Origin of the sequence: Aeromonas taiwanensis (assembly GCF_000820165.1) — a bacterium.
Lineage (GTDB): Bacteria > Pseudomonadota > Gammaproteobacteria > Enterobacterales > Aeromonadaceae > Aeromonas > Aeromonas taiwanensis.
Map to the genome: position 1 here is coordinate 1 of NZ_CDDD01000018.1, position 1,268 is coordinate 1,268.

The following is a 1,268-nucleotide window of genomic DNA, read 5'->3' on the forward strand; positions in this document are numbered from 1 at the left end:
GGCATCCACCAGGGTGTTGAGCCCATCCACCAGCGGCTTGGCGCGCTCGCGGGGCTGCTTGGCCAGGGCGATCCCGAGGAACATGCAGAATACCAGGATCTGCAGGATGTTCGCCTCGTTCAGGGCGCTGAACACGTTGGTCGGGATCATGCCTAGCAGGGTGGCCACCGCATCGGGCAGTTCGCCCTTGTCGGCGTAGTCACCGGAGAACATGGCCGCGGTAGAGCCGAAGTCGACGCCGACGCCGGGCTTGAAGATCTGTCCCATCACCAGGGCCAGGAACACCGCCAGGGCGGAGGTAATGAGGAAGAAGGCGAGCGTGGTGACGCCTATCTTGCCTGCAGCCGGGCTGGCCCCCAGGTTCGCGGCACCGGACAGAATGGCAACCGCCACCAGCGGGATCACCAGCATCTTGATCAGCTGGATAAACAGGGTGCCGAACGGCGCAAACACCGTGGCCTGCTCACCCATGAGCGCACCGGCCAGCGCACCCAGCACCATGGCAACCACAACCTGGAAGCCGATGTTTTTGATTAATCCTTTCGTTAACACAGAATGTTCCTTTATTTAGCAATTACTCACACTTTTGCAGCGTAAATGACCACCCAGAGCGTCAAATCCTCTCCATTGCTCTGGCGGTGCGCTTTATCTCATATTTGCTTCCCGTTTTACATCAGAATCCGTTAATGAAATGCATTGATGAGTTTATGAGAAAGTAAAGATTCAAAAGAGACACGGGTGTTTTTCCTCCTTTTACCATGACAAGATCCGAAACTCTGTGCTACGTTGGCTCGGCAAACGTGCATACAGGGAAGAAAAGATGCTGAAAGTTAACGAATATTTTGACGGAAATGTTAAATCCATCGGTTTCGAGCAAAAAGGCGGCAAAGCCACGGTCGGCGTGATGGAAGCGGGCGAATACCTGTTCAACACCGCCGCTCCGGAGCGCATGACAGTTATCAAGGGTGCCCTCACCATCCAGCTGGCCGATGAAGACGAGTGGCATACCTACCACCAGGGCGAATCCTTCGACGTGGCTGGTCACTCCTCCTTCAAGCTGGAAGTGAAGGTGGCCACCGCCTATCTGTGCGAGTTCCTCGACTGATAGCCCCCCGCCATGGGATCCCTGACCGGCTCCCATGGCGGGGGGCTACTGTCTCTTACACATAATTCCGAGTCCACGCGAATCCTGAGCAACTCGTATGCCGTCTTCTGCCTGTAAAAAAACAACCCACTTACCCTGACCTCTGCATACTCAACCAACCATT

Annotated in this window: 2 protein-coding genes; one reads left to right on the plus strand and one right to left on the minus strand. The window is 55.5% G+C overall.

Features of this window, described 5'->3' with window-relative positions; genetic code table 11:
* A partial coding sequence (locus BN1136_RS03550) for a dicarboxylate/amino acid:cation symporter (RefSeq protein WP_043808059.1) occupies positions 1-552 on the minus strand: 552 nt, incomplete at its 3' end.
* A gap of 268 nt (positions 553-820) precedes the next feature.
* Here BN1136_RS03550 and ppnP point away from each other — a divergent pair.
* The gene (gene ppnP / locus BN1136_RS03555; RefSeq protein WP_043760712.1) at positions 821-1,105 is read left to right on the plus strand and encodes a pyrimidine/purine nucleoside phosphorylase; all 285 of its coding nucleotides are present in this window, start codon (positions 821-823) and stop codon (positions 1,103-1,105) included.
* Positions 1,106-1,268 lie beyond the last annotated feature (163 nt).

Excerpts from the sequence above, each read along its gene's own strand:
- ppnP (WP_043760712.1), top strand. The coding sequence starts at position 821 with ATGCTGAAAGTTAACGAATATTTTGACGGAAATGTTAAATCCATCGGT.